The 19287-nt window shown below is 73.0% G+C and carries 18 protein-coding genes and 1 riboswitch; of the genes, 12 read left to right on the top strand and 6 right to left on the bottom strand.

The genetic code is table 11. The annotated features are described in order from the left end of the window. Window positions 1–14: 14 nt before the first annotated feature. Genes JW592_RS03435 through JW592_RS03425 form a run of 3 tightly spaced genes read right to left on the bottom strand, consistent with a single transcriptional unit; the run spans window position 15 to window position 2448 of the window. A complete protein-coding gene (locus JW592_RS03435) occupies window positions 15–902 on the bottom strand; it encodes a 5-oxoprolinase subunit C family protein (RefSeq protein ID WP_209263337.1) in 888 nt (295 codons plus the stop codon). Next, on the bottom strand, window positions 902–1672 hold the full coding sequence (locus JW592_RS03430) for a 5-oxoprolinase subunit B family protein (RefSeq protein WP_209263336.1): 771 nt from the start codon (window positions 1670–1672) through the stop codon (window positions 902–904). Before JW592_RS03430 ends, JW592_RS03435 begins: the two co-directional genes overlap by 1 nt. Next, a complete protein-coding gene (locus JW592_RS03425) occupies window positions 1669–2448 on the bottom strand; it encodes a LamB/YcsF family protein (protein ID WP_209263335.1) in 780 nt (259 codons plus the stop codon). The genes JW592_RS03430 and JW592_RS03425 overlap by 4 nt, the downstream gene beginning before the upstream one ends. Window positions 2449–2571: 123 nt before the next feature. On the opposite strand from JW592_RS03425, the gene JW592_RS03420 reads away from it, so the two are divergent. From JW592_RS03420 to JW592_RS03400, 5 genes are all read left to right on the top strand, one after another. After that, on the top strand, window positions 2572–3282 hold the full coding sequence (locus JW592_RS03420) for a GntR family transcriptional regulator (protein WP_209263334.1): 711 nt from the start codon (window positions 2572–2574) through the stop codon (window positions 3280–3282). Window positions 3283–3355: 73 nt separating this feature from the next. Then, a complete protein-coding gene (locus tag JW592_RS03415) occupies window positions 3356–4150 on the top strand; it encodes a DUF969 domain-containing protein (protein WP_229375092.1) in 795 nt (264 codons plus the stop codon). Further along, on the top strand, window positions 4147–5115 hold the full coding sequence (locus tag JW592_RS03410; protein ID WP_209263333.1) for a DUF979 domain-containing protein: 969 nt from the start codon (window positions 4147–4149) through the stop codon (window positions 5113–5115). Before JW592_RS03415 ends, JW592_RS03410 begins: the two co-directional genes overlap by 4 nt. Window positions 5116–5150: 35 nt before the next feature. After that, window positions 5151–5813: a pyroglutamyl-peptidase I gene (pcp, locus tag JW592_RS03405; RefSeq protein ID WP_209263332.1), complete on the top strand. Its 663-nt coding sequence runs from the start codon at window positions 5151–5153 to the stop codon at window positions 5811–5813. 20 nt (window positions 5814–5833) lie between these two features. Beyond that, on the top strand, window positions 5834–6946 hold the full coding sequence (locus tag JW592_RS03400) for a DUF2891 domain-containing protein (RefSeq protein ID WP_209263480.1): 1113 nt from the start codon (window positions 5834–5836) through the stop codon (window positions 6944–6946). Window positions 6947–7000: 54 nt separating this feature from the next. Here JW592_RS03400 and JW592_RS03395 read toward each other — a convergent pair whose 3' ends face one another. The 3 genes from JW592_RS03395 to JW592_RS03385 all read right to left on the bottom strand — a co-directional run bounded on the left by JW592_RS03395 (window position 7001) and on the right by JW592_RS03385 (window position 9829). Continuing rightward, complete coding sequence (locus JW592_RS03395; protein WP_209263331.1) at window positions 7001–7909, bottom strand: LLM class flavin-dependent oxidoreductase; 909 nt, start codon at window positions 7907–7909, stop codon at window positions 7001–7003. A gap of 103 nt (window positions 7910–8012) precedes the next feature. Next, window positions 8013–8246, bottom strand: a complete 234-nt coding sequence (locus JW592_RS03390; protein WP_209263479.1) for a ferredoxin — start codon at window positions 8244–8246, stop codon at window positions 8013–8015. A gap of 95 nt (window positions 8247–8341) precedes the next feature. After that, a complete protein-coding gene (locus tag JW592_RS03385; RefSeq protein ID WP_209263330.1) occupies window positions 8342–9829 on the bottom strand; it encodes an aldehyde dehydrogenase in 1488 nt (495 codons plus the stop codon). A 209-nt stretch (window positions 9830–10038) separates the two neighbouring features. Here JW592_RS03385 and JW592_RS03380 point away from each other — a divergent pair, with 209 nt between their 5' ends. From JW592_RS03380 to JW592_RS03350, 7 genes are all read left to right on the top strand, one after another. After that, the gene (locus JW592_RS03380) at window positions 10039–11220 is read left to right on the top strand and encodes an MBL fold metallo-hydrolase (RefSeq protein ID WP_209263329.1); all 1182 of its coding nucleotides are present in this window, start codon (window positions 10039–10041) and stop codon (window positions 11218–11220) included. 103 nt (window positions 11221–11323) lie between these two features. Continuing rightward, window positions 11324–11435: riboswitch (cobalamin riboswitch) on the top strand. Between the two features lie 198 nt (window positions 11436–11633). Next, a complete protein-coding gene (locus JW592_RS03375; protein ID WP_209263328.1) occupies window positions 11634–13049 on the top strand; it encodes an SCO2321 family membrane protein in 1416 nt (471 codons plus the stop codon). A gap of 53 nt (window positions 13050–13102) precedes the next feature. Beyond that, entirely contained in the window at window positions 13103–13849 is a 747-nt protein-coding gene (locus tag JW592_RS03370) for an SCO2322 family protein (RefSeq protein WP_209263478.1), read from the top strand. A gap of 2 nt (window positions 13850–13851) precedes the next feature. After that, window positions 13852–15252 carry a CbiQ family ECF transporter T component gene (locus tag JW592_RS03365; protein ID WP_209263327.1) on the top strand — a complete coding sequence of 467 codons (1401 nt, stop codon included), beginning with the start codon at window positions 13852–13854 and terminating at the stop codon, window positions 15250–15252. Next, complete coding sequence (locus JW592_RS03360; protein WP_209263326.1) at window positions 15249–16991, top strand: ABC transporter ATP-binding protein; 1743 nt, start codon at window positions 15249–15251, stop codon at window positions 16989–16991. The genes JW592_RS03365 and JW592_RS03360 overlap by 4 nt, the downstream gene beginning before the upstream one ends. A gap of 161 nt (window positions 16992–17152) precedes the next feature. Then, window positions 17153–18028 (top strand): ECF transporter S component, encoded by an 876-nt coding sequence (locus tag JW592_RS03355; RefSeq protein WP_307805284.1) that lies wholly within the window; start codon window positions 17153–17155, stop codon window positions 18026–18028. Window positions 18029–18701: 673 nt separating this feature from the next. Then, window positions 18702–19277 carry a TetR/AcrR family transcriptional regulator gene (locus JW592_RS03350; RefSeq protein WP_209263325.1) on the top strand — a complete coding sequence of 192 codons (576 nt, stop codon included), beginning with the start codon at window positions 18702–18704 and terminating at the stop codon, window positions 19275–19277. Window positions 19278–19287: the final 10 nt, after the last annotated feature.

Raw genomic sequence — 19287 nt, 5'->3', positions numbered from 1 at the left:
GGGGCAGCCCCTGTTCAGCCTCCTCCATGGATACGGCCCGTCAGGGTGAAGCGGACAGCCGTACCCGGCGCGGCCTGCGCGGCAGCGCCCAGTGCAGCGGAGGGGACGACGCCGATGACCGGGTAGCCGCCCGTCGTGGGGTGGTCGGCGAGGAAGAGGACGGGCCGCCCCTCGGGCGGCACCTGTATCGCGCCCAGCGGCATACCCTCGCTCGCCAACTCCCCCCGCCTGGCCCGGGCGAGGGCCGGGCCCTCGGTGCGCAGGCCGATCCGGTTGCTGGCGGCCGACACCCGGTAGGTGGCGGTCACCAGTGTGCGCAGCCCCTGCTCGGTGAACCAGTCGTGCCGCGGCCCGTAGGCGACGGGGAGGACGAGTTCGCGCGGGGGCGCAGCCCAGGGGGCCGCATCAGGCACGGTGCGCCCCGTCACCGGGCGCGTGGAGGCGAGCGGGAGGGTGTCGCCGTCGCTCAGCGGCGCCGGGCCCAGCCCGGAGAGCAGGTCGGTGGCACGGCTGCCGAGCACCGGCTCCGCGTCGAGGCCCCCGGCGAAGCCCACATAGGAGCGCACCCCATGGGTGGCGGCGCCCACGTCGAGCACGGCACCGGCCGCGAGGCGCACCGGCTGCCCCCAGGGCACGGGCCGTCCGTCGGCCGTCACGGGACAGGGGGCCCCGGTGACGACGGCGGTGGTGGGCGCCAGCGCGCGCACCGCGCAGCCGGTGAGGGTGGTCTCCAGCGTGGCGGCGGTCTCGGGGTTGCCCAGCAGCCGATTGGCGAGGCGGTGCGCTGCCGGGTCCAGCGCGCCCGAGCGGGGCACGCCCAGGTGTGCGTACCCGGGGCGGCCCAGGTCCTGGACGGTGGTGAGGGCACCGGCGCGTACGGTCTCCAGTCCCGGCTGTGCCATCACGGCCGCTCCCTCACGGAGCGGGGCCCGTCCTGACGGGGGACGTCAGCGGGCAGGTCGGCACGTGGACCGGCGGGCAGGTCGGCGGGCCGGGCGAGCGGGACGAAGCGCACGCGCGTGCCGGGGGCCAGCAGCGCCGCCGGGGTGCGGCCGGGGTCCCAGAGCACGGTCTCGGGTGCCGTCCCGATGAGCTGCCAGCCGCCGGGCGACGAGCGCGGATAGACGCCGGTGTAGCCACCGGCGAGGCCGACGGCTCCGGCCGGGACTCTGGTACGCGGGGCGGCGCGGCGCGGCACTTGGTACCGCTCGGGGAGCCCGGTCAGATAGCCGAAGCCGGGCGCGAACCCGCAGAAGGCGACACGGAAGTCGGTGGCCGCGTGGATGCGGGCCACCTCGTCAGGGGTGACGCCCCACAGCTCGGCGACGTCGGCGAGGTCGGGACCGTCGTAGCGCACGGGGATCTGCACCGCCTCCGCGCTGCCACCGGTCAGCGGCGGCACCTGCCAGCCGGGCAGCTCGGCGGCCAGCCGCCGCGCCTCGTCGCGGCTGCCGAACTCGTCGAGCAGCACGGTCCTGGCCCCCGGCACGATCTCACGTACGGGCGGCAGGGTGCCCTCGGCCCGGCGGCGCAGCAGCTCGGCGTGGAGCGCCTCGGTCTCCTCGGCCGTCGCGAGCTCGACGAGCAGGCCCCGGCTCCCCACCGGCCGGACGACGGGAAGGGCGGCGGTGTCCTGGCGGGCCACGGCGGCCGGGCCGGTCGGTGTGGTCATGCGAACGCCCGGACCAGGACGCCGGCCGTGGCCAGTTCCTCGCGTATCCGGCGGGCGAGGCGGGCGGCGGCGGGCGTGTCGCCGTGCACGCACAGCGAACGGGCCCCGGCCGGCAGCACGGTGCCGTCGGCTGCGACGATCTCACCGTCCCTGGCCAGCCGTACCGAACGCTTGACCACCTCTTCGGGGTCGTGCAGCACGGCACCGGGCTCGGTGCGCGGCACCAGGGTGCCGTCGGACCGGTAGGCGCGGTCGGCGAACGCCTCCTCGACGGTGGGCAGCCCCGCGTCGGCGGCGGCCGCCAGCAGCCGGGAGCCGGGCAGCCCCAGCACCGGCAGCGGCGCACCGTCGCCGGTGGCGGCGCCGGAGAGCCGGACGCCCGCCACGACGGCCGCGGCCTGCTCCGCATCGCGTACGACACGGTTGTACAGGGCACCGTGCGGCTTGACGTAGGCGACGCCGACGCCTGCCGCGCGGGCGAACACCTCCAGCGCGCCGATCTGGTACGCGACTTCGGCGGCCAGCTCGGCGGCGGGGACGTCCATGGCGCGGCGCCCGAAGCCGGCCAGGTCCCGGTAGGAGACCTGCGCGCCGATGCGCACGCCGCGCTCGGCGGCCAGCTCGCAGACGCGGCGCATGGTGACGGGGTCGCCGGCGTGAAAGCCGCAGGCGACATTGGCGCTGGTGACCGAGGCGAGCAGGGCCTCGTCGTCGGTGAGCTGCCAGCGGCCGAAGCCCTCACCGAGGTCGGCGTTAAGGTCGATCTTCCGGTCCATCAGCAGCAACGTAAGCGATTGTTGAACAATCCGGCAAGGGGGTCGGCGACCGCGTGCTCCGCGTGCGCCGTACCGCCCGCCGCACCGGGCCCGGCCGGCGCCCGCTCACCCAAGGGAGACACGATGACCGCCGACCCGTCCGACGCCCTCTCCGAGCTCGCCGCCGACCGGGAACTGCTCGGGCGCACGAGCACGGCCGAGCGGGTGGCGGCCATCCTGCGCGAGCGGATCGCCCAGGGCTCCTTCCCGCCCGGCACCCGGCTCTCCGAGGAGCGGATCTGCGGCGCACTGGGGGTTTCGCGCAACACGCTGCGGGAGGCGTTCCGGCTGCTGAGCCACGAGCGGCTGCTCGTACACCGGCTCAACAGGGGCACCTTCGTCCGCGTACTGACCGACACCGACATCCGCGACATCTACCGCGTACGGCGCCTGGTGGAGTGCGCGGCCGTACGGGGGCTGGGCGAGCCGCCGTACGACGTCACCGAGGTGCGGGCGGCCGTCTCGGCGGGCGAGCAGGCGGCGGCCGCCGGGAAGTGGCAGGAGCTCGCCACCGCCAACATCCACTTCCACCAGGCGCTCGCCGCACTGGCCGGCAGCGCCCGTACCGACGAGATGATGCGCGGCGTGCTGGCCGAGCTGCGGCTCGCCTTCCACATCATGGGCGACCTGCGCCGGTTCCATGACCCGTATCTGACCCGGAACCAGGAGATCGTCCGGGCGCTGGAGGCGGGTGACGCCGCGGGCGCCGAACAGCTGCTGGACGCCTATCTGCGGGACTCGCTGCGGCAGTTGCTCGACGCCTACCCGGAGGAGGCCGGCGAGACCGACGAGTGACGTGCCTCACTCTTGTCGGATCGTTCAACAATCCCCTAGCCTCCCGAGGAATCGCTCACGGAAGGCGGACGACATGATCGTTCTCCTCGGCGTCCTCGTAGTGGTCCTCGGCTTCGCGACGCGCCGCAACCCCCTGCTCGTCGTCGGCGTGGCGGGGATCGTCACCGGACTGCTGGGCAAGCTCTCCCCCGTCGAGATCCTGGGGACCTTCGGCGAGAGCTTCGCGTCCAGCCGCTCGGTGACGATCTTCGCCATCACGCTGCCCGTCATCGGCCTGCTGGAGCGCAACGGCCTCCAGCAACAGGCCCGTACGCTCATCGGCAAGCTCGGCACCAAACTCACCACAGGGCGCTTCCTGACCCTGTATCTGCTGCTGCGGCAGGTCACCGCCGCAGTGGGCCTGCAGACCATCGGCGGGCCCGCGCAGAGCGTCCGCCCCATGATCGCGCCGATGGCGGAAGCCGCCGCCGAGCGCCACAACCAGGGGCGGCCGCTGCCCGAGAAGGTCCGCGAGAAGGTGCGCTCGCACGCGGCCGGCACCGACAACGTGGGGCTGTTCTTCGGCGAGGACTGCTTCCTCGCCATCGGCTCCATCCTGCTGATCACCGGCCTGGTCAACAGCACGTACCACACACACCTGGAACCGCTGCACCTCGCGCTGTGGGCGATACCCAGCGCCGTGTGCGCCTTCCTCATCCACGGCGGCCGGCTGCTGCGGCTGGACCGCACGCTGGAGCGCGAACTGGTCACCGCGAACGCGCGGATGACCGTCGAGCGGGAGGACGCACTGGAGCGCGGCGTTCCCGGGCAGAGTGGTCCGGGCCCGGACCGCAGCGCTCCCAGCGAGGAAGGCGGGGCCGCCAAATGATCAAGTCCGAGTGGTTCTTCTGGCTCGTCGGCGCCGTCTTCATCGCCATGGCGGCGCAGATGGTCTTCGACCGCACCAACCCCAAGCGCCACGGCACCGCCGCCTTCTGGGGGCTGCTGGGCATCTGCTTCATCTACAGCACCTGGGTCAACGAGAAGACCCTGCCCGCCGAACCGCTGGGCGTGGCCGTACTCGCCCTCATCTGCCTGGGCGGTTTCAACCTCACCGGCAAGGGCAAGCCGGACACCACCAGCGAGAGCGAACGCACCCGGCTCGCCGCCAGGTTCGGCGGCAAGCTGTTCATCCCCGCGCTGACCATCCCGCTGGTCGCCATGGTGTGCGCCGTGTTCGCCGACAAGTGGAAGATCGGGGGCCGGCCGCTGCTGGAAGAGGGCAGCGAGACCATCCTCGGTCTCGGCCTGGGCGCCGTTCTCGCGCTGGGTGTGGGCATGTGGGTGCTGCGCGAACGCCGGGCGGCCGTACCGCTGCACGCGGGCCGCGGACTGCTGGAGTCGATGGGCTGGGCACTGCTGCTGCCGCAGCTGCTCGCCGTGCTGGGCGCGATATTCCAGGCCGCGGGCGTCGGCACCCAGGTGCGGAAGATCACCGAGTCGGTACTGCCCGACGGGCAGAAGCTGGCCGCCGTGGTGCTGTACTGCGTGGGCATGGCCGTCTTCACGATGATCATGGGCAACGCCTTCGCCGCCTTCCCCGTGATGACCGCCGCCGTCGGCTGGCCGGTACTGATCGAGCAGATGAACGGCAACCCAGCCGCCGTACTCGCCGTCGGCATGCTCGCCGGCTTCTGCGGCACGCTGTGCACACCCATGGCGGCCAACTTCAACCTCGTACCGGCTGCCCTCCTCGAACTCAAGGACCAGTACGGGCCGATCAAGGCCCAGGTACCGACCGCCGGGGCGATGCTGGCCTGCAACATCTTCATCATCTACCTGTTCGCGTTCTAGTCGCATTCCCAGTGGACCGAGCGGAGCCGTCTGCCATGTCTTCCACGAAAGTTCTCGTCACCGGGTTCGCGCCGTTCGACGGCGAGGAGGTCAACCCCTCCTGGCAGGCCGCCGAACTGCTCGCCGCCGACCCACCGGCCGGACTGGAGGTCGGCGCGGCGCGGCTGAGCTGCGTCTTCGGCACGGCACTCGACGAGCTGCGGAGCGCGGTGGACGCGGCCGGGCCCGGCCTGGAGCTGGTCGTCTGCCTGGGGCAGGCGGGCGGACGCGCCGACCTCACCGTCGAGCGCGTCGCTCTCAACGTGGACGACGCCCGGATACCCGACAACGCGGGGCAGCAGCCCGTGGACGAGCCGGTCGTCCCGGGCGGCCCCGCCGCCTACTTCGCCACCCTGGCCGTCAAGGCGTGCGTCGCCGCGGCCCGCGCCGCCGGGGTGCCCGCCTCCGTCTCGCAGACGGCAGGCACCTTCGTGTGCAACCACGTCTTCTACGGCCTGGCCCATCTGATCGCCACCGAACGGCCGGGAATACGCGGCGGCTTCGTCCACGTCCCCTACACGCCGGAACAGGTGGCGGCCCGCCATCCGGCGCCGCCCTCCCTCTCCGTACGCGACGCCGTACGCGGCCTGTCGGCGCTTCTGACAGCCGCGGCCCACACCACCACCGACCTCCGCGAACCGGGAGGGGCGACTCATTGAGCACGGGCACCGGAGCGGGGATGGACGCGGGAGCGGGGGCCGGGGTTGGGGGGCGGGTGCCGGTCGGGCGGTTCGCGGAGGTGGCGTTGGCCAATATCGTCCGCGAGTACCCGAACGCCCCGGCGCATCTGCTCGCCGGCCCGCACGAACTCGTTCCGCCCCGGGTTCTCCATCCCGCGTTCTACGGTTCGTACGACTGGCACTCGAGCGTCCATATGCACTGGCTGCTCGTCAGGCTGCTGCGGTTGCCATGGGACGGTGACGAGGACGGGCAGCGGCGCGCGGCGGTGGTGCGGGCGCTGGACGCGCAGCTGACCCCCGAGGCGCTCGCCGCCGAGGCCGCGTATCTGCGTGCCCATCCCACGTTCGAACGGCCCTACGGCTGGGCGTGGCTGCTGGCGCTCACGGGCGAGAGCGCTGCTCTCATAACGGACGAGAGCACCGCTCTCATAGCGGAGCGGCGAACCGGCCGGGAACGGGAGCAGCGAGAGGAGGCGGCAGCGCGGCGATGGCGCGCAGCGTTGGAGCCTGCCGCCGATGCCGTGGCCGGACTGGTGCTGGACTGGCTGCGGAAGGCGACCTACCCGGTACGCCACGGGACGCACGCCAACAGCGCCTTCGCTCTGGGGCTGCTCCTCGACAGCGCCGAACGGGCGGGCGCGCAGCGGCTCGTGGGGTCTGTGGAGGCCAAGATCCGCGAGTGGTACGTGCCCGACCACGGTGCCGCCACCCGGTGGGAGCCGTCCGGGCAGGACTTCCTCTCGCCACTGCTCTGCGAGGCGGACGCGGTGCGCCGGGTGCTGCCGCAGCGCGAGTTCGCCGCATGGCTGGCGCGTTTCCTGCCCGAACTGGACCGCGCCACCGGCCCGGAGTTCCTCCCACCGCCCCACGTCTCGGACCCTGTCGACCCGCAACTCGGACACCTGCTCGGGCTGTGTCTGAGCCGGGCCGTGGCGCTGCGCGGCATCGCCGCCGCGCTCCCGCCCGGTGACCCGCGCGCCGCCACCCTCGCCACGGCGGCCGAGGCCAACCTGGCAGCGGGGCTGCCGGCCACCACCTCGGGCGACTTCACCACGGAGCACTGGCTGGCAACGTTCGCCACGCTCGCGCTGGGAAGCCCGGTCACCCGCTGAGAGCGGGCAGCTGCCGAGACCGGGCGGCCGGTCACCCGTTGGCCGTGTGGCGGCTCATGACAGCAGGGGGCCGACCTCCTGGGCGGCGAAGCGGACGAATCCCTCCGGGTCCGGCTCGTCCGCCGTGGGCTGGAGGACGACCGTGTCGGCCCCGGCGTCGAGGGCCTGGCGGACCGCCTCCGCCACCGTCGCCGCGTCGCCCGCCACACCCGGCCCGGTGGCGGGGTCGTGGCCCTCGCGTTCGAGCTCCGCCCGCAGGCGGATCGCGGCGTCGGCGCCGGTCGCGGTGGTGAGGTAGTGGACGACCTGGTGGTGCTCGGTACGTCCGGCCGCGGTCCGGCCCTCTTCGATGAGCTGCCGCGCGCGACGGATGCCCGCGAACGAGGTGTTGGCGTCGAGCACCGTGCCGTCCGCCGCCTCGCCGCTCAGCCGCAGGGAGCGCGGCCCCCGCGCCCCCGCGTACACAGCCGTGTCAGCGGCGGCAGTCGGCGGCGGCCAGTCCAGGGCGACGCCGTCCAGTTGGACGTACCGGCCCTTGGAGGTGACCCGCTCCCCGCGTAGCAAGGCCCTCATGGCGTCCAGGTGTTCGCGCAGCAGGGTCACGGGCGAGTCGACACGCGCCCCGACCTGCCCCATCCAGTCCTGTACACCATGACCGAGCCCCACCAGGAACCGGCCGGGGAAGAGGCGGCGCAGAGTGGCCGTCTCCATGGTGGTCAGCGCGACGTTGCGGAGCGGGACGGGGAGCAGGCCGACGCCCACCTTGAGCCGTTCCGACCAGGCGAGCGCGGCGGCAGCCGTGGCGATGCCGCTCTCCAGGAAGCAGTCCTCCCACAGCCACAGCTGATCGAGACCCGCCTCGTCGGCGGCGCGGACGACGCTCCGCAGCCGCTCGGGCGGCAACTGGGGCCGGAAGACCGCGCCGAGAGAACCGCCACCGCTGTCAGCACCGAAAGATGTCATACGGCTGTTCCTATCCCGCCGCGCGCTCCCCCGGCAACGGATTACCCCGGATTTCACGGACCGTCGCGGACGGTCAGCTGCGGGCCCCCGGCCCGGCTCCCCGTCACTCCTCCGGGGGGAAGACCACTTCGCCCGTGGCCGCGCGGGTGATGGAGATGGCTTCGACAGGGCAGCTCTCGGCGGCGGCCAGCACCTCTTCGGACGGCTCGCGGTCGGGGCTGACGGGGTGCGACTGGCGGGCGGCATCCAGCCGGAACTCCTCCGGCGCCCCGCCCACGCACATGCCCGAACCGATGCACAGGTCCCGGTCCACCTCGATGTGCCAGCGGTCGGCCATCGACGCCTCCTCCGTTTCCTCCACGTCCGTCTCGTCCTCCACGCCCGCCTCGTCCTCCACGTCCGTCTCGTCCTCCACGCCCGCCTCCGCGAGACTCACGCTTCCGGGGGCAGGTGGATCATCTTGTGCTCCAGGTACTCGGCGTACCCCTCAGGGCCGAACTCGCGGCCGATGCCGGAGTTCTTGTAGCCGCCGAAGGGACCGAGCATGTCCAGACTGAAGGTGTTGACGGAGTAGGTGCCGGTGCGTACGCGGCGGGCCACGTCGATGCCGTGTTCCGTGTCGGCGGTCCACACGCTGCCGGAGAGCCCGTAGTCGGAGTCGTTGGCGATACGGACCGCCTCCTCCTCGTCGTCGTACGGCAGCAGGCAGATGACAGGGCCGAAGATCTCCTCCCGGGCGATCCGCATGGCGTTGTCGACGTCACCGAAGAGGGTGGGCTCCACATACCAGCCGGTGGGCATGGACTCCGGCCTGCCGCCGCCGGCGAGGACCTTGGCGCCCTCCTCCTGACCCAGCGCGATGTAGTCGAGGGAGCGGCGGCGCTGGCGTTCGGCGACCAGCGGGCCGACCTCGGTGGCCGGGTCCAGCGGATCGCCGACGGTCAACCCGTCGGCGGCGGCCTTGAAGCGCTCCGCGATCTCGTCGTAGTGGCTGCGCGGCGCCAGAATGCGGGTCTGGGCCACACACGCCTGCCCGTTGATCATCCAGGCGAACGGGGTGATCCCGGCGACCGCGGCGTCCAGATCGGCGTCGGCGAGTACGACCGCGGCCGACTTGCCGCCCAACTCCAGGGTGACCCGCGTCAGATTGCGTGAGGCCACCTCCATGACCCGCTTGCCGGCGGCCACGGAGCCGGTGAAGGACACCTTGTCCACCCCCGGGTGCCCGACCAGGTACTCGCTCACCTCCCGGTCGGCGGGGAGGATCGACAGCACGCCGGGAGGCAGCCCGGCCTCGTCGGCGATCTCGGCCAGCAGATAGGCGTCCAGCGGGGTCTCCGGCGAGACCTTCAGCACGGCCGAGCAGCCGGCCAGCAGCGCGGGCGCCAGTTTCGCCGCCGCGGTGAACTGCGGCACGTTCCACGGCACCACGGCCGCCACCACACCCACCGGCTCCCGGCGTACCAGCAGGGGGCCCAGCACCCCGGCCCTGCGCTCCTCGTAGGGGAAATCGGCGGCGATCTTGAGCGCGGTGTCCCACACCATCATCGCGGCGAGGGACTGGACCATCACGGCTGAGGTGTAGGGCGTCCCGTTCTGGGCGCTGATGACCTTGGCGATCTCGTCGCTGCGCGCGGCGATTCCGTCCTTGATGCGGGCGACGGTCTCGATCCGCTCGGCCAGCGGGCGCTGTGCCCACACCCCGGAGTCGAAGGAGTCGCGTGCGGCGCGCACGGCACGGTCGACGTCCTCGCACGAGGCGTGCGGAACGTGCCCGATGGGCTGCTCGGTGTGCGGGGAGACCACCTCTATCGTCCGGTCACCGGCCGGATCGGTGAAGCTGCCGCCGATGTAGAGCTGTTGGTGGCCGGTGTAGGGGATGCCGCCGCTCGCCTCGGGTCCGCTGGGGGTGTCCGTCATGGCCGTGCCCTCTCTCTTCCGCCCGCCCTCTTCCGCCCGCCTGCTGCCGTCAGCCTTCTGACGGCGCATCAGAACTAGTACCAGTTCCAGTTCTAAGGGACAATGCCGGTGACGAGGCTCTGCCGGACCGCCGCCCATGGGGACGCGGCCGCCGTCAGACCCGCGCGACCCGCGCACCCGCGCACCCGCGCACGGAACCGGGAGCCGCCATGACGAACAGACCGCAGGCAGCGGACGACGAGCCGCAGGCAGCGGACGACGGGCCGGGGGTCGGTGATCACGGAGGCGGTGTCTGGAGCATCCCCGTACCCATCCCGGACAACCCGCTCGGCCACACCCTCGTCCACCTGATCGAGACGGACGCCGGGCCCGTGCTGATCGACACCGGCTGGGACGACCCCGCCTCCTGGCAGGCCCTCGCCGACGGGCTCGCCGCGTGCGGCACCTCCGTCGACGCGCTGCACGGCGTGGTCGTCACCCACCACCACCCCGACCACCACGGCCTGTCGGCGCGCGTACGGGAGGAGTCGGGCGCCTGGATCGCCATGCACCCGGCGGACGCCGCCATCGTCCGCCGCACCCGCGACTCGGACCGCCGCCAGTGGCTCGGCTACCTCGCCGAGAAGCTCGCCGCCGCCGGCGCCCCGGACTCGCATACGGCACCGCTGCGCACAGCCCTCGCACAGGGCGGGAGCGGGACGCTGCCGGGGGCGCGGGCAGCACTGCCCGACCGGGAGATCGAGCCGAACGAACTGCTGGCCCTGCCGGGGCGGCGGCTGCGCGCGGTGTGGACCCCGGGGCACACGCCGGGCCATGTGTGCCTGCACCTGGAGGAGCAGCACCCGGGCCGGGAGGGAAGTCGGGACGACGCACGGGAGAGGCGGCAGGAGGGAGGCGAGGAGAGGTCGCTGGAGGGGAGCCGGGAGCGGCAGCAGGCGGGGCGCCGGGGAGGGCGGCTGTTCTCCGGGGATCATCTGCTGCCGACGATCAGCCCGCACATCGGTCTGTACGAGGACCCGGACAGCGACGAGATCACCGATCCGCTCGGTGACTACCTCGACTCGCTGGAACGGATCGCCAGGCTGCGGCCCGCCGAGGTGCTGCCCGCCCACCAGCACGCGTTCGCGGATGCGCGGGCCCGGGTCGACGAGCTCACCGCTCACCATGCGGAACGGCTCTCCGATCTGAGAGCACTGCTCTCGGACCGGGACCTCACCCCCTGGCAGCTCGCCGAGGCCATGCGCTGGAACCGCCCCTGGGAGCAGATCCCGTTCGGATCCCGCAACATCGCGGTGGCCGAGGCCGAGGCCCACCTGCGCCACCTGGTCGAACTCGGCCACGCCGAGGCGGTCCCCGGCAGCGCCCCGGTCACCTACCGCGCCACCGGCTGACCCCGCCACCGGCACCTGCGGACGAACCGGGACCGGGCCGACGGAACGCCCCGGTGGACGGTCCCGCTACAGTGGCCGACAGCCAGACAACGCCTCCGACCGGGGGAAGCCGGTGCAAATCCGGCGCTGACCCGCAACCGTGAGCGGTCCGCCACCCCGTCGTCGTCCGTGGTCCGTCGGCCGTGGTCGCGCTCTGTGGCCGCGACCCGGCGACCGCGTACCGCACAGGTGGCCGGCCGTGAGCCGGAGCACCCGGGCGGAGGTGGGCTCCTGTGGCCGAGAGGCCACCGGCCCGTCGAGGTATACGGAGCCGAGCCCGGTGCGCCGCGATGCGGGGCCGCGAGAACGCGAGCCCCTCGGCGGGGTGGCCGTGCCCGGCTGCGGTCCGCTCCCGTCACCGAAAGGCACTCGCAATGTCACCGCGCCGCCGCCGCGCCACGGTCCTCGCCGCCGCCACCGTGCTGTGCGCGACAGCCGCACCCGTGGCATCCGCCGCACCCTCCGCACCCCACGTCACTTCACGGGGGACCGGCGTGGCCGCACACGCTGATGTCGCCGCGCGGGGAGCCGGCGTCGCCGAGAAGCCGTCCGAGCTGCCGGACGGGCTCTACGGGACGGCCGATCCGAAGTACGACGGGGTGTGGCGGCAGTCGATGGCGCTGCTGGCGCTGGACGGTGCCGGTGCGGTCCCCGCCAAGAAGGCCGTGGACTGGCTCGCCGAACAGCAGTGCGCCGACGGCTCGTTCACCGCGTACCGCGCCGACACCACCGGGAAGTGCGACCCGGACGCCACCCCCTCGGACACCAACGCGACCGCCCTCGCCGTGCAGGCACTCGCCGCCGTCGGCGGCCGGAGCGACGCCGTACGCGAGGCGGTGGAGTGGCTGATCTCGGTCCAGAACAAGGACGGCGGCTGGGGCAGCGCCCCGCACGCCCCCTCGGACGCCAACTCCACCTCGCTGGCCATCGGCGCCCTGCACGCCGCGGGTGAGGACCCGCAAAAGACCACGGCCGAGGGCGGCAAGTCGCCGTACGACGCGCTGCTCTCCTTCCAGCTGACCTGCGGCTCCAAGGGTATCGAGGAGGCCAGGGGCGAGCAGGGTGCCTTCGCCTACCAACCGGACAAGAAGGGCAAGCTGGTCCCGAACGCGGACGCCACCGCCGCCGCCTCCCTTGCCGCGCTGGGCAAGGGCGCCCTGACCGAGCCGCCCGCCAAGGACGCCGAGAACAAGCCCGTCACACCGCTGAAGTGCGCCACGGGTGCGGACGGCGGAAACGGCGGGAACGACGGGGACGGTGCGGACGGCGGAGACGGCAAGGGCGTCCCGGGTGGCCGGAAGGCGGCGGCGGGCGCGGGTGCCGCCTATCTGGCCGCGACGCTGGAGAAGAACGGCGACCACTTCAGTACGGTCATGCCGGGCGCCTCCAAGAAGCAGCCCGACTACGGGAACACCGCGGACGCCGTCGTCGCGCTGGCCGCCGGCGGTCACCTGAAAGCGGCGAAGTCCTCCCTGAACTGGCTCGCGAAGAACCTCGACAAGTGGGACAAGGCCAAGAACGATCCGGCCGCCATCAGCTCCCTCATGATCGCCTCCCGCGCCACGGGCGGTGACCCCGGCGAACTCGGCGGCACCGACCTGCTCTCGCGCCTCAACCACACCGGGCCCAAGCCCGCCAAGATGCCCGCCGCCGACGGGGACTCGTCCTCCTCCGAGAAGAAGGACGACGGCACCACCATCCCCGTCTGGGCGTTCATCCTGGTCGGTCTCGCCATCGGCGCCGGCTTCGGCATCCTGCTGAGCGGCCGCCGCAAGAGGCAGCAACTGTGAGCGCCCGGACGGCAACCGCCCTCGCGGCCCTCGTACTGCTGCCTACCACCACCATGGCAACGGGCTCCGCAGCGGTGGCCGCCCCCGCGGCGGCGACCGCCCCAGCAGTTGCGGCCGCACCCATGGCGGCGACCGCGGACTCGGACGGCTACCGCTACTGGTCGTTCTGGCAGCAGAAGAAGGACGGCTCCTGGTCGTACGCCACCGAGGGGCCGGCCACCCTGCGCCCCGAGGACGGCGACACCGTGGGCTTCCGGTTCGCCCTGAGTACGAACTCGCAGCAGGCCGACACCCCGCGCGGTGCCGTCTCGTTCGCCGACGCCTGCGCCCGGACAGCGGCCAAGGAGGGCAGCAAGCGAGTCGCCGTCCGCGTCGACTTCGGCGTGCGCGCCGACGCGCCCAAAGGCGAGTCCCGGAAGCCGCCTGCGCCCCGCACCGGCTGCGCCCGCATCCCGGGGAACGGCACCGCCGCCGACGCGCTCGCCAAGGTGGCCGGACCCCTGCGCTACAACTCCGAAGCGCTGCTGTGCGCCATCGACCGCTACCCGGCCAAAGGATGTGGCGAGCAGGCGAAGGAAGGCGACGGGAGCGAGAAGAACGGCGAGGGCGGAAGCGAGAACGAGAAGAGCGCCGATACCAACGGCACCGGCAGCAGCGACCGCAGCAGCGACCGCAGCAGCGACGGCGGGGGCGGTGGAGGAGGCGGCCTGTCGACGGGGCTGGGGCTCACGGCGGGGGTTGCGGCTGTGGGAATCCTCGGCGCCGCGGCGCTGTGGCAGGCGCGCCGCCGGAAGCAGTAGCGATGCACCGCTCCACGTCGAGAGCACCGCTCACCACGGAGGCGGTGGCTCCTGCATCAAGCCGCCGCTCTCTCCTGAGAGCACCGCTCTCCACCCGTAGCACCGCTCTCCACCCGGGCGCCTGGTGGCTCTGGGCCCTGGGCCTGGCCACCGCCGCCTCCCGTACCACCAATCCCCTCCTCCTCGCCCTGCTGGTCGTGGTGGCGGGCTATGTGGTCGCAGTACGGCGCACCGACGCGCCATGGGCCCGCTCCTACTCGGCGTTCCTCAAGCTGGGCGTCCTCGTACTGGCCATCCGTCTGGTTTTCGCCTTCTTTCTCGGCTCGCCCATCCCCGGCAGCCATGTGCTCGCCGAACTGCCCGAGGTCCCGCTGCCCGACTGGGCACGCGGCGTGCGGATCGGGGGGAGGGTGACGGCGGAAGGGATGGTCTTCGCACTGTGCGACGGGCTGAAACTGGCGACTCTCCTGGTGTGCGTCGGTGCCGCCAACGCACTGGCCAACCCGGCCCGGCTGCTCAAGTCCCTGCCCGGCGCGCTGTACGAGGCAGGTGTGGCGGTCGTGGTGGCGATGACCTTCGCTCCCAACCTGGTCGCCGACGTACGACGGCTGCGGGCAGCGCGCAGGCTGCGGGGGCGGGACGACCGGGGGCTGCGCGGCGTAGTGCAGGTGGGACTGCCCGTGCTGGAGGGCGCGTTGGAGCGCTCGGTGGCGCTCGCGGCGGCGATGGACGCGCGCGGCTACGGCCGTACCGCACGGGTACCGACCGCCGTTCGGCACACCACCACAGCGCTGACACTCGGCGGGCTGCTGGGCGTTTGCGCGGGCACCTACGGTCTGCTCGCCGCCAAGGGAGCGGGCTTCGGCCTGCCCGTACTGCTGGCCGGACTGGCCCTCGCGCTGGCCGGTCTGTGGCTGGGCGGCAAGCGGGCCGCCCGTACCCGCTACCGTCCCGACCGCTGGGGCATGCGCGCCTGGCTGGTCTCCGCGTCCGGCGCCGCCGTGGGCGCCCTTATGATCACGGCTGCCGACGTGCTGCCCGCATCGCTGAATCCGCCCGCCGTGCCGCTCACCGCGCCTGGCCTCCCCCTCTGGCCGGCCGCCGCCGTCCTCCTCGGCCTCCTCCCCGCCGTCCTCGCCCCCGCGCCCCCGCCGGCCCCGGGCAAGCCCGCACCCTCCCCCGTACGCACCGCGCAGCCCGCCACAGCTCAGCGCGCTGCTGACAAGAGCGCCGCCGAGGGAAGCGGCGCCCCCGGGGGCGCCGCCGGGGAAAGCGCGGCCGGGGAGAGCGCGGCCGGGGAGAGTGCCGAGGTGCCACGGCCCCGCACGCACCGCACGTCACCGGTGCTCCGGACGCCACGGGCGCTCCGAGGCCGGGAGCACGACGAGGAGAGTCCCCAGTGATCACCTTCGACCAGGTCACCGTCGTCCACGACGGCGCGAAGGTCCCCGCCCTCCCGATGGTGGACGCCCACCTCCCGGAGGGTGAACTGTGCCTGCTCATCGGTCCGAGCGGAGCGGGCAAATCCACCCTGCTGGGCACCGTCTCCGGGCTGGTCCCGCACTTCACCGGTGGCACCCTGCACGGTCGGGTGACCGTGGCGGGCCGCGACACCCGTACCCACAAGCCCCGCGAACTCGCCGACGTCGTGGGCACCGTGGGCCAGGACCCGCTCGCCCACTTCGTCACCGACACGGTCGAGGACGAGCTGGCCTACGGCATGGAGTCCCTGGGCCTGCCCCCCGGCACCATGCGCCGCCGCGTGGAGGAGACCCTCGACCTGCTGGGCCTCAACGAGCTAAGGGACCGTCCCATCACCTCCCTCTCCGGTGGCCAGCAACAGCGCGTGGCCATCGGCTCCGTCCTCACCCCGCACCCCAAGGTTCTCGTCCTCGACGAACCCACCTCCGCGCTGGACCCGCCTGCCGCAGAGGAGGTGCTCGCCGTCCTGCAGCGGCTCGTCCACGACCTGGGCACCACCGTCCTGATGGCCGAACACCGGCTGGAGCGCGTGGTGCAGTACGCGGACCAAGTGCTGCTGCTGGCGCCGGAGGAGGAGTTGTCGAACGTGCCTCCCTCCTCGCCGTCCCCTCCGTCCCCTCGGGGAACGGCGCGGCTCGGGGAGCCCGCCGCGCTGCTGGCCGTCTCACCCGTGCGGCCGCCCGTCGTGGAGCTGGGCGAACTCGCCGGCTGGGACCCCCTTCCGCTCTCGGTGCGGGACGCCCGCCGCAGGGCAGGCCCACTCCGCGAACGCCTGGCCCCACGCCTCTCCCCCGCCGCCAACCCCGGCACCGGTGCCGCCACCACGGCGGCCTCACCGCGTTCCGCCGCCGCCTTCCGGTTCCGTGCCGGGTCAGCGGCGACCGGCCCGCAGCCCGCCACGCAGGGCGCGCGGCCGCTCGCGGAGGTCTCACGGCTGACCCTTGTCCGCAGCCGTGTCACCGCCCTTCACAACGTGTCCCTCTCCCTCGGCGCGGGAGAGACCCTGGCCCTCATGGGGCGCAACGGAGCAGGAAAGTCCACTCTGCTGAACACCCTGGCCGGGATGTACAAGCCCACCTCGGGCGAGGTCACCGTGGGCGGCAGAACTCCGCACCGTACGCGGCCGGCCGAGCTTCTCCGCCATGTCGGCCTGGTGCCGCAGGAGCCACGCGATCTGCTCTACGCGGACACCGTCGCCCACGAGTGCCGGGCCGCGGACGCGGACGCCGAGGCCGAGCCCGGCACTTGCCGGGCGCTGGTCTCCCGGCTGCTCCCCGGTATCTCTGACACGACGCACCCCCGCGATCTGTCGGAGGGCCAACGGCTGGCCCTCGCCCTGTCGATCATCCTCACGGCACGGCCACCGCTGCTGTTGCTGGACGAGCCCACCCGAGGACTGGACTACGCCGCCAAGGACCGGCTGGTCACGCTGCTGCGCGAACTGGCGGCCCGTGGCCATGCCATCGTGCTGGCCACCCACGATGTCGAGCTCGTCGCGGAGCTGGCGCACCGCGTCGTCGTCCTCGCCCAGGGCGAGCCCGTGGCCGACGGGCCCACCGACGAGGTCGTCACCTCCTCCCCCGCTTACGCTCCGCAGGTCTCCAAGATCCTCGCTCCACAACCCTGGCTGACGGTCAGCCAGGTACGGGAGGCGCTGTGATCCGCCGGCCCACCTCGCCATGGGCTCGCCGGAACGACCGCGCTACGCCGCCGCTCCCGGCCGACCGGGCCTCCCCGGCGCCGGCCGCATCGCCGACGCCCCCGGAGTCGGTGACGCCCAAGCCCGTCCAGACCGTCCCGGACGTCCCGGGCGCCCGGTCCATCCAGACCGTCCGGGCCGTCCGGCTCGGGCCGAAGTCCCTCGCCGCGCTGGCCCTCACCAGCGCCACCGGTGTTGTCGCGTTCGGCTGGCCCCTGCTGGCCGACCGGACCTCCGGGCTGGCGCACTCGCAGGACGCCCCCTGGCTCTTCGCCGCGCTGCTCCCCCTTCTGCTCGCTGTCGCCGTGGCGACCGTCTCCGAGACCGGGCTGGATGCCAAGGCCGTGGCCATGCTGGGCGTGCTGGCCGCGGCCGGTGCCGCGCTGCGGCCGCTGGGCGCGGGCACCGCTGGTCTGGAGCCGATGTTCTTCTTGATGGTGCTCTCCGGCCGGGTGCTGGGGCCGGGCTTCGGGTTCGTTCTCGGTGCTGTCTCGATGTTCGCCGGTGCCCTGCTCACCGGTGGGGTGGGCCCGTGGATGCCGTTCCAGATGCTCACCATGGGCTGGGTGTCCATGGGCGCGGGCCTGCTACCGGGTCCCGGCACGGTTCGGGGCCGACGTGAACTCCTCCTCCTCTCCGCCTATGGAGCGGTTTCCGCGCTGCTCTACGGCCTGATCATGAACCTGCAGGGCTGGCCCTACATCGCGGGGCTCGGCTCGGGTGTCTCGTTCGTGCCCGGTGATCCCCTCCAGGAGAACCTCGCCCGCTACGGCGCCTATGTGCTGGCCACCTCGCTGGGCTGGGACGTGCCCAGAGCGCTGCTGACCGTCGTACTGACCCTGACGTTGGGCGGTACGGTGCTGCGCGCGCTGCGCAGGGCCACCCGTCGCGCCGCCTTCGACGCCTCACCGGTGTTCGAGCCGTCGGGGCAGGAGCGCAACCACCGGTCGGAGCGTGACCAGCCGTCCTCGCATGCTGAGGAGCCGACGAGCGAGTGAAGTGAGGTTCCCGTGTTCCTGCCCGACCCCGACGGGCAGGAACACGGGCGCTGGAGCGAGTACCGCTGGTTGCGCGGACTCGCGGCTCCGCCCCGGCGACACGGCCTCGCATCGGCCCGCATCGGCCCGGGGATCGGGTGGGCTCCCGGGATACGGCGGGGTGCTGCCGGGTCTGTGTGCCGGTGTGCTCTGGTGGTGCGGCGGGCTGTGCGCTCAGCCGCGGGCGGCGGCGCCTATGAGGCCGCCTATGTGACGGCCTGTGCGCCGCAAGGGTCTGGTCTCGGCATGGCGGCCACGGCCGACGCTGATACCGGTACCGGTCGGCCGCTGGTCGGATATCCGCCCCGCGGGTGGCACGGCGGCTCCATGCCTCCACTCGGCTCGCGCCGACGGGCGCGCACGGCGCCCGCTGGTCGCGAGGAGAGCGGTCTTCGGCGGCGCGGCAGTGTCGTATGCGCCGACGGCGACCGGGGCTGCGAACAGCCCGGCCCCCGCCGGCTCACCCAAGCCTGTCCAATTCCGCAACGTCTGCTCGGCCATGCTTGGGTTCCCCCGTTCCTCCCCGTTGGTGGCCCGGAGAACGTTCGTTCTCCCGACCAAGCAAGACTGTATCCTAGAGAACGGCGGTTCTCAAGGCCGGGGGAGACGGGGAGAAGCGGGGAGTACGGAGAACATGGACAGCGAAGCCACGACCGAGGCTCGCATTCTCAGCGCGGCGGACGCGCTCTTCTATGAACACGGCGTGCAGGCCGTGGGCATGGACCGGATCCGCGACGCCTCCGGCGTCTCACTGAAGAAGATCTACAAGTGCTTTCCGTCCAAGGGCGCCCTGGTCGAGGCGTATCTGCGCCGCCGGGACCGGTGGGCCCGGACGGCGCTCGAGGAGCGCGTGGCCCGGCACACCGATCCCCAGGAGCGGGTGCTCGCGGTCTTCGACTGGCTCTACGACTGGGTGGACGGGCCGGACTTCCACGGCTGCGCGTTCATAAACGCCTTCGGCGAACTGGGCGCGGACTCCGAGGCGGTGGCCGACGCCGTGCGCGACCACAAGACGGCGGTCCGCACCTACCTCAAGGACTTGGCCCACGAGACCGGTGCGACGGAACCCGATTGGCTGGCGGCGCAGTTGGCCGTGTTGCTCGACGGGGCGATGAGCAACGCCTCCATCACCGACTCGCCGGCCCCGGCACAGCATGCCCGCTCCGCCGCACTGACGTTGCTGAACGGCGCGACCGGCCCCGCCACGTAGACGAGTAAAT

The organism is Streptomyces spirodelae (assembly GCF_017676385.1).
In the GTDB taxonomy this organism is placed as follows: Bacteria; Actinomycetota; Actinomycetes; order Streptomycetales; family Streptomycetaceae; genus Streptomyces; species Streptomyces spirodelae.
Note: the sequence above shows the minus strand (reverse complement) of the source record. Positions and strands in the feature narration are given on the sequence as shown.

What these genes read in the sequence shown, in the direction of transcription:
- JW592_RS03395 (WP_209263331.1), bottom strand. Translation starts at nt 7,909, where the DNA reads ATGACATCTTTCGGTGCTGACAGCGGTGGCGGTTCTCTCGGCGCGGTC.
- JW592_RS03365 (WP_209263327.1), top strand. Translation starts at nt 13,852, where the DNA reads ATGCACCGCTCCACGTCGAGAGCACCGCTCACCACGGAGGCGGTGGCT.
- JW592_RS03370 (WP_209263478.1), top strand. Translation starts at nt 13,103, where the DNA reads ATGGCAACGGGCTCCGCAGCGGTGGCCGCCCCCGCGGCGGCGACCGCC.
- JW592_RS03350 (WP_209263325.1), top strand. Translation starts at nt 18,702, where the DNA reads ATGGACAGCGAAGCCACGACCGAGGCTCGCATTCTCAGCGCGGCGGAC.
- JW592_RS03400 (WP_209263480.1), top strand. Translation starts at nt 5,834, where the DNA reads ATGGACGCGGGAGCGGGGGCCGGGGTTGGGGGGCGGGTGCCGGTCGGG.
- JW592_RS03425 (WP_209263335.1), bottom strand. Translation starts at nt 2,448, where the DNA reads ATGGACCGGAAGATCGACCTTAACGCCGACCTCGGTGAGGGCTTCGGC.
- JW592_RS03380 (WP_209263329.1), top strand. Translation starts at nt 10,039, where the DNA reads ATGACGAACAGACCGCAGGCAGCGGACGACGAGCCGCAGGCAGCGGAC.
- JW592_RS03430 (WP_209263336.1), bottom strand. Translation starts at nt 1,672, where the DNA reads ATGACCACACCGACCGGCCCGGCCGCCGTGGCCCGCCAGGACACCGCC.
- JW592_RS03435 (WP_209263337.1), bottom strand. Translation starts at nt 902, where the DNA reads ATGGCACAGCCGGGACTGGAGACCGTACGCGCCGGTGCCCTCACCACC.
- JW592_RS03390 (WP_209263479.1), bottom strand. Translation starts at nt 8,246, where the DNA reads ATGGCCGACCGCTGGCACATCGAGGTGGACCGGGACCTGTGCATCGGT.
- JW592_RS03385 (WP_209263330.1), bottom strand. Translation starts at nt 9,829, where the DNA reads ATGACGGACACCCCCAGCGGACCCGAGGCGAGCGGCGGCATCCCCTAC.
- JW592_RS03375 (WP_209263328.1), top strand. Translation starts at nt 11,634, where the DNA reads ATGTCACCGCGCCGCCGCCGCGCCACGGTCCTCGCCGCCGCCACCGTG.
- JW592_RS03410 (WP_209263333.1), top strand. Translation starts at nt 4,147, where the DNA reads ATGATCAAGTCCGAGTGGTTCTTCTGGCTCGTCGGCGCCGTCTTCATC.
- pcp (WP_209263332.1), top strand. Translation starts at nt 5,151, where the DNA reads ATGTCTTCCACGAAAGTTCTCGTCACCGGGTTCGCGCCGTTCGACGGC.
- JW592_RS03420 (WP_209263334.1), top strand. Translation starts at nt 2,572, where the DNA reads ATGACCGCCGACCCGTCCGACGCCCTCTCCGAGCTCGCCGCCGACCGG.
- JW592_RS03415 (WP_229375092.1), top strand. Translation starts at nt 3,356, where the DNA reads ATGATCGTTCTCCTCGGCGTCCTCGTAGTGGTCCTCGGCTTCGCGACG.